The sequence below is a fragment of the Agathobaculum sp. genome (assembly GCF_022775115.1).
Lineage (GTDB): Bacteria > Bacillota > Clostridia > Oscillospirales > Butyricicoccaceae > Agathobaculum.
The window spans coordinates 1-7,410 of the sequence record NZ_JALFLA010000044.1 but is presented as its reverse complement, the minus strand read 5'-3'; the positions used below and the strand labels follow the sequence as shown (position 1 = coordinate 7,410).

Here is a 7,410-nt window from a genome sequence, read left to right as displayed (position 1 = left end):
CGGCACCGACCACTGCCCCGGCTTTGCCTCTGCCGCCAAGTATATCGCCACCTCCTGCATGGAGATCTATCAGGACGCGCGCGTGTATGACACCGGCATGGTCTGCGTGGTCGAGATCATGGGCCGCCATGCCGGCTGGCTGGCCGGCGCTGCCGGTCTGGCCACCGCGATGGGCGCGGGTCCCGATCTGATCTACCTGCCCGAGACCGACTTTGACATGAATAAGTTCCTTGCCGATGTCAAGAAGGTCTACGCGGAAAAGGGCAACTGCCTTGTCGCCGTTTCCGAAGGCATCCACTACGCCGACGGCTCCTTCGTATCCGAGGCCAAGACCTCTGCGACCGACGGCTTTGGCCATGCGCAGCTGGGCGGTCTGGCCGCCATGCTGGCCGACACCGTCAAGAACGAGCTGGGCTGCAAGGTGCGCGGCATCGAGCTTTCCCTGCTGCAGCGCTGCGCGGCGCACTGCGCCTCCAAGACCGACGTGGACGAGTCCTATCTGTCCGGCAAGGCTGCGGTGGAGAACGCCGTCGCCGGCAAGACTGACTTTATGCCAGGCTTTAAGTGCACCCGCGACGAGCACGGCTACAAGTGCGAGATCGCGCTTCTGCCGCTTTCCGAGGTCGCCAACACCGAAAAGAAGGTGCCGCGCGACTGGATCAACGAGGAAGGCAACGGCGTGACCCAGAAGTTCATCGACTACGCGCTGCCGCTGATCGAGGGCGAGAACGTAGGCCCCAAGGTGAGCGGCCTGCCGCGCTTTGCCCATCTGAAGAAGATCAAGGCCGAGGCCTGAAGCCCTCGCTTGCAGACGCAATAAAAAAACAGACGGCTATCTGCCGTCTGTTTTTTTATTGACATGCCTCCCCCTTTACCGTAGCTCCTCCGGAATCCACCACAGGCCGTTGTTATGCTCAGCCAGATAGGCCTTGAACTCGTCGGAGTGATAGGCGTCCACAATGGCCTGCGCCCACGCAGCGTCCTTATTTTTTTCCTTCACAACGACCTGCAAAACCAGATGATCCATGATATCCTCGGTCGCCAGCGCGGTAGAGGGGTCAATACCCGCGTTGTAAACGATGCTGCCGGTGATGACCACATAGTCGAAGTCCCGGATAGCCGCAGGGATAGTCAGCGACTTCATTTCAACAAATTGCAGCTTCTTGGGGTTGTCCACGATGTCGTCCTGTGTCACGGTCGAGCGATCCGCACCCTCGTCCAGCTTGATCCAGCCGATCTTTTCCAGCAGCACATAAGCGCGGGCGGTGTTGGAGGCATCGTTGGGCACCGCGATCTTCGCCCCCTCCGTTACCTCATCCAGCGATGTGTGGGTTTCCGAGTAAATACCAGCAGGCACCGTGGGGATGGGACTGATGGCGACCAGATCGCCGTTGTTGTTAGCGTTAAAGTTTTCGGCGTAGGCAATATGCTGCTCGACATTTACATCCACCTCACCGTCATTCAGCGCGATATCCGCGGCCAGCAGGTCGGCAAGGTCGACGCCCTTGAGCGTGTAGCCCTGCTCCTCCAAAATGGGCACGATGGCCGCCTCGAACAGCTCGGTGTAGGGGCCTTGGGACTTGCCGTATACGATCTCGGTCTTCGCGGCGGCATCCGCGCCGGAAGCATCGGCAGACGCGGCGCTTCCGCCGCCGCAGGCGGCCAGGCTCAGCGCCAGAGCCAGAGAGAGGGGCAATGCAAAAAACTTTTTCATGATAATATCCTTCTTTCCAATTCAAATCGTTTGTTTATATCAGCTGTAAATCATCTGTGCTCGCGCAGCCGGCGGGAGAGGCGGTTGCCCGCCGCCTGTAATAACTGCACAAAGATGACCAGCACGATCACGGTAAAGACCATCAGCGGCGTGTTCATTCTTTCGTAGCCATAGGTCAGCGCCAGATTGCCGACGCCGCCGCCGCCGCAATATCCCGCCATCGCCGAAGCACCCAGCAGACCAACCGTTCCCGTGGTCAGCCCCAGTATGATGGAGCCGAGCGTTTCCGGGATGAGAAAATAGCGGATGATCTGCCATGTCGTCGCGCCCATGGCCTGCGCCGCTTCCAGAATGCCGGGGGATACTTCCAGCAGACTGTTCTCGATCAGGCGCGCCAGAAACGGACTGATGTAGAGCACCAGCGGCACGAGCGCGGCCGTGCTGCCAATTGTCGTGCCCACCACGGCGCGGGTGAGCGGCATGATAGTGACCAGCAGAATGATGAACGGCACGCTGCGCACCACATTGATGTAAAAGCTGATGATGCCGTGCAGCAGCTTGTTTTCCACCAGGCCGCCCTTGCGGCAAAGCACCAGCACCAGTGCGAGCAGCGTGCCGATCACCGTGCCGATCAGCAGCGCAACGCCCACCATGTACAGCGTCTGCCCGCCGCTGAGCAGCAGCCGCTCGACAGACACCTGAAAGACCTTTGTTGACAAAAACGCTTCCATCAGTCAATCACCACCCTTTCCCGAAGCACACCGGCCGCGTCGATCTGCGCCTCAGCCTCGCGCAGCTTGTCGTCAGAGCCAAACAGCTGCAAAATGAAAATACACATAACGCTTTCCTCCAGCTCCTGCACGGTCGCGCCAAGGATGTTGACCTCCACACCGTCAATGCTGCATACCTCGGAAATGACCGGTTTTTTGACGCTTGCACCAATGAACTTCAGCCGGTCGACAATGTAAGGCCGGCTCTCGGTGTGGAGCAGGTCGATGATGCTGTCCGGTATCTGATCGTTGATGACTGTGCGGACAAATTCCTGCGTCACCGGCGCACGGGGCTGGCTGAACACCTCTAACACTGCCCCCTGCTCAACGACCTGCCCGTTTTCCATCACGGCCACCTTATTGCAGATCATCTGGATCACCTTCATCTGGTGCGTGATGAGCAGGATCGTAACGCCCATCTCCTTGTTGATGCGTTTTAGCAGCCGCAGGATAGATTCGGTCGTTTTGGGGTCGAGCGCGCTGGTAGCTTCATCACACAGCAGGATGGTGGGGTCGGTCGCCAGCGCGCGGGCAATGCCCACCCGCTGCTTCTGCCCGCCTGAAAGCTGGCTGACGTAGGTATCCCGCTTATCGTCCAGCTCGACGATATGGAGCACTTCTTTGACACGGTCAGCGATCTTGTCCTTGGGAACGCCCTCTAAAATCAGCGGGATCGCCACGTTCTGGAATACCGTTTTGGACTCCAACAGGTTAAACTGCTGAAATACCATGCCGATCTTGCGGCGCACCAGCCGCAAATCGGCCTTGGAGAGCTGTGTCAGCTCCCTGCCGTCGACCGTGACCGTGCCGGTATCCGGCTTTTCCAGCTGGTTCACCATACGGAGCAGAGTGGATTTTCCCGCCCCGGAAAAGCCGATGATGCCATAGATATCGCCTTTTTCCACATGAACCGACACGTCCTTCAGCGCGTCCACCGTGCCGCCGGAACCGGCAAAGCGTTTGCTGATATGTTCCAATCGAATCATGCTTTCTCCCCCTTTCCAAGCCACCACAGGGCGTATTCCGCATATAGGCCTGCGTTCAGCACGAGCGCATCCTCGTCCAAATCAAAATTGCCGTTGTGCAGGCTGTTCAGCGTGCCGGGCAGGCCTGCGTTTGCCGTGCCGATATAGGCGTAGCAGCCCGGCACAAGGCGCTGGTATTCGGCAAAATTGTCGCCGCCGAGCGACCACGGCCGGTCTGTGACGAGACGAATATCCTCCCCCAGCCGCGCCGCCGCTTCGGCCACCTCGCGGCTCACCTGCGGATCGTTGATGAGAGCCGAGGTGATATCCGTCCAGAGCACCTGCGCCTGCGCGCCGCTGAGATACGCCGTTTGCTCGGCCACCTGCTCGATCCACGCCCGCACCTGCAGCCGCATCTCCTGCGAGAGTGTGCGCGTCGTGCGTTTCTCCTGCAAGGCCAGTTCCGGATGCCGATGAAAATCCCGGCGCAGGCCGACCAAATAGTCCTTTTCCGCGCGTAGCTGATCGCGCAATCCACTCATACTGATACCTTCCTTCGCCGGGGCATCCCAGCCGCAAAATTTGTTTGGTTCTCCTTGTGCTTTATTTGCGCCCAAATGAAAAACGGGGCACCCACTTTCATGGATACCCCGCACGGCTGCGCGCACAAAGCGCAGCCTATCGCATCAAACACAGGCAGGGCACACCAAATATCCGGTTCTCACAACACATCATGCAACACATACACATCATCGTCAAAATCCTTTCCAAGTCACAAGATTGCACTTGCCCTTTACACGAAAATATTACCGCGGCCGTGCCGGCTGCCCACGCGGAGGGCGTACCGCCCCTTTTGGCCTGCAAATGCAAAAAGCCGGGGGCGGTACACGCTCCCGGACAAAGAAATAGGGCCATGCTATGATCGCGTCAGATCACAACAAGGTGAGCAGCAGACATGCCAACCCACCCGGCACAATCCAGTGTCCGGGAATACAGCATTCGTCCACATCGAAAATTGCCGCGCAGCAGCAGTCCCAGCAGAGCAGTCATAATGGCACATCTCCTTTCAATACCATTTAATCCCGTAGGTTTATGGGTATATATTAGCATCTCTTTCCTATGCTGTCAAGGGGTAAATTATTTTTCTCGGGCACAGCGGCGAAAACAGCTGCGCTTTCGCACGGGCGCACGCCTTTTTCTGTTTGCAGCCTGTTAAATCTGTGTTATAATTTAAGGCAACACCGTGCAGCTGCGTCTTTGGCGCTCCCCTGAATTGCGGTATTGTCCAAAGAAGGACGGCAAGGAGGAAGCATATGTATCAAATTGCCATCTGCGATGACGATCAGGCCGCGGGCGACCACATCCGCACCATGACCGAGCTGGCGCTGCGGGAACGGTGTATCCACGCCGTGCTCACGGTATATCAGGCGCCCGCCCAGCTGCTGGACGATCTGCGGCAGGGTGGCCGCCGGTATGACCTCTATCTGCTGGACATCCTCATGGGCGACGAAAACGGCATGGATCTGTCCCGCACGCTGCGCGCGATGGGCGAGCGTGCCAAGCTGGTCTTTATCACCAGCAGCCCGGATTTCTGGCGGGATGGCTATCAGGTGCAGGCCAGCGACTATCTGCTCAAGCCGGTAGACCCGGCGGATCTGTCTGAAGTTTTGCACCGCCTGCTGAAAGAGCCAAATACGCTGACGCTCCGACTGGTCTCGGGCAGCGCCGCCACAGTTGCCGTGGACAGCATTCGCTGGGCAGAGGCCTTTGACCATACCACCCAAGTACATACGGCCACGGGCAGTTATACCGTGCTCGGCACGCTGGGCAGGCTGGCAAAAGCGCTGCCCGGGGAGAAGTTCTTTCGCTGCCACCGCAGCTATCTGGTCAACCTGGACTGCGTCGCGCAGGTCGATCGCGCTTCCCTGCACCTAATGGACGGTACACGCATCCCGCTCAGCCGCGGCAGTATGCATAAGCTGCAGGAAGCTATCATACGCAACGCGGAGGACAGCCTGCCGCTGCCGCTCTGATGATACATAAAACAGCAGACAGCCTGCCGGATTTCCGGCAGGCTGTCTTTTTACGTCTGCGGGCTGTCCTGCTTGAGCCACAGCCCCAGGTCAGTTTTGACCGAGAACATCCCGTTTTTGTAATGGATGGACAGGATAGAGTTGTATTTTTCCGCCACCCGCCGCATCAAGCTCAGGCCGTAGCCATGCCCCTCGCCGCTCTTGGTGGTGCCCGGCAAGCCTCCCTCCCGCAGGCGAAACGGCCTGTCATAGCTGTTTTCACAGCTTATGAACAGCCGCTGGTTGCAAACGCCCATCTTCAGGGTGAGCACGCGGCGCGCAGGCTCGTCCACAGCGCACACCGCCTCCACCGCGTTATCCAGCAGGTTGGACAGATACACCGACAGGTCTGCGTCCTCCATGTTCAGGCGCGCGGGCACTTGCAGGGCGGCTGTAACCGCTACGCCGTGCTCTCTGGCCTTTTGCAGCCGGGGCGTGACAATGGAATTGACGATGACATTATCCGTGTAGCGGACAGGCGCGGTGTCCAGCTCGCCCCGCATCCCCTCCACATAATGCCGCACCCGCTCGAGCTCACCCTGCTGGCACAAGGCATACAGGGTTTCCAGATGGTGCCGCTGCTCATGCCGGGTCACACGCCCCTTTTCCAGCCTGCGGTACAGGGCGTCGGCGTTCTCCTCGGCATAGCGTTTTTGCAGCGCCAGCGCCTGCCGCTCGGTCTCCCGCTCGGACAGGGCGCGTACAAAGTCATACACCGCCAGCAGCATACAGTCCAGCACGATCAGATAGTCCAGCAGGTCGAGCAGCAGAAAAAAGCGCCCCTGACAGGCGGCCGTCCACGCGGTGGTGAGCACATCGCCCAAGCCGCCGCCCTGCCAAAGCGAAAAAGCGCCTCCGATTGCCGTCAGCACCAGCAGACAGCCGCCCAACGCAAAAAATCTCCGGTACCAGCCACATAGGCTGCAAGCCTCCCACCCGCCCCACAGCAGGAGCAGCAGCATCATCAGGGGCAGCAGTCTCGTGGACATCAGGTTTGCCCAGCCTGTGCGCAGCTCCCCCGCCAGCTCTACGGCTGCACAAGCGGCGCAGCCAACGCTGGCCGCCAGCGGGAGAGCCCAGCCAAACCGCTTCGCCCGCCCGGAGGTGTGCAGCCACAGCAGCCACAGCAGAAACAGCGCGGGCAGCACCTGTGTAAGCCACAGCACCGCCGGGGTACGCAGCAGCGCCGCGGCATACAGCGAGTACACAGCCGTTCGATTCAAGCATAATCCCATGGCGCTGCCGGCCAGCAGCAGCAGACCCCATTCCGCCCGTTCCTTCCACAGCCGGAACAAGAACAGCCCCGCCAGAAACAGCGCAATGGCCAGAAGCACGCCGGCGGGCAGCGCCGCTGAGGCTGCGGCCGAAAGTGCCTGACTGTTATAGTCACCGACCGAGCCGTACAGCGTCAGCTGGGGCAATGCGCTTATTTGGGCCGCGCCGCCCACAAACTGCACGGCCATGGTAAGGGTCTTGTCTCCCGCTTCATGCAGCATCACCAAACCGGTCGAAGTCCCCTTTTCCGCCGCCGGGGCGGAAAAGCCCGCGTCCCCTGTAAAGCGGCGCGAGGGGTCGGCGGTCAGCACACCGTCCACGAAAAAGGCCGCGTCGCAGCCCGTGCCCGCCACCCACAGCACCGCGCGTGCGGTGATATCCCCGGTCACCGCACGCGAGCAGTACACCGTTACATCAGGTGCAGGCAGGTCAAACACCCCATCCCTGTCCGGCCGGAGCACCGTTCCGTCCGCCAGCGCAAAGTGCCACGCGTCGGGATTATCCCGAGGCGAGAGGACAATCCCCTCCGCCGACCGCTGCGTCAGGCTCAGGTAAAGCAAGCAGCCGCCCACCACTGGCAGCAGCAGCGCCAGCGCCAGTATAAACCGCCGCCG

7 protein-coding genes are annotated in these 7,410 nt (G+C 60.1%); 2 read left to right on the top strand and 5 right to left on the bottom strand.

Annotation, left to right across the window (positions count from 1 at the left end; genetic code table 11):
- Positions 1-796 (top strand): diphosphate--fructose-6-phosphate 1-phosphotransferase (locus MR935_RS05825; protein ID WP_290571886.1); only part of this gene is annotated, 796 nt, incomplete at its 5' end.
- A gap of 75 nt (positions 797-871) precedes the next feature.
- Here MR935_RS05825 and MR935_RS05820 read toward each other — a convergent pair.
- Genes MR935_RS05820 through MR935_RS05805 form a run of 4 tightly spaced genes read right to left on the bottom strand, consistent with a single transcriptional unit; the run spans position 872 to position 3,991 of the window.
- On the bottom strand, positions 872-1,714 hold the full coding sequence (locus tag MR935_RS05820) for a MetQ/NlpA family ABC transporter substrate-binding protein (RefSeq protein ID WP_290571885.1): 843 nt from the start codon (positions 1,712-1,714) through the stop codon (positions 872-874).
- Positions 1,715-1,764: 50 nt separating this feature from the next.
- Positions 1,765-2,433 carry a methionine ABC transporter permease gene (locus MR935_RS05815; protein WP_442863019.1) on the bottom strand — a complete coding sequence of 223 codons (669 nt, stop codon included), beginning with the start codon at positions 2,431-2,433 and terminating at the stop codon, positions 1,765-1,767.
- An 11-nt stretch (positions 2,434-2,444) separates the two neighbouring features.
- Positions 2,445-3,470 (bottom strand): methionine ABC transporter ATP-binding protein, encoded by a 1,026-nt coding sequence (locus MR935_RS05810; RefSeq protein WP_290571881.1) that lies wholly within the window; start codon positions 3,468-3,470, stop codon positions 2,445-2,447.
- A complete protein-coding gene (locus tag MR935_RS05805; protein WP_290571879.1) occupies positions 3,467-3,991 on the bottom strand; it encodes a hypothetical protein in 525 nt (174 codons plus the stop codon). The genes MR935_RS05810 and MR935_RS05805 overlap by 4 nt, the downstream gene beginning before the upstream one ends.
- 771 nt (positions 3,992-4,762) lie before the next feature.
- On the opposite strand from MR935_RS05805, the gene MR935_RS05800 reads away from it, so the two are divergent.
- Positions 4,763-5,482, top strand: coding sequence for a LytR/AlgR family response regulator transcription factor (locus tag MR935_RS05800; RefSeq protein WP_290571877.1), 720 nt, complete (start codon positions 4,763-4,765; stop codon positions 5,480-5,482).
- A 50-nt stretch (positions 5,483-5,532) separates the two neighbouring features.
- Here the strand turns inward: MR935_RS05800 and MR935_RS05795 are convergent.
- Positions 5,533-7,410, bottom strand: a 1,878-nt coding sequence (locus MR935_RS05795; RefSeq protein ID WP_290571875.1) for a sensor histidine kinase, incomplete at its 5' end; no start/stop codon positions are given.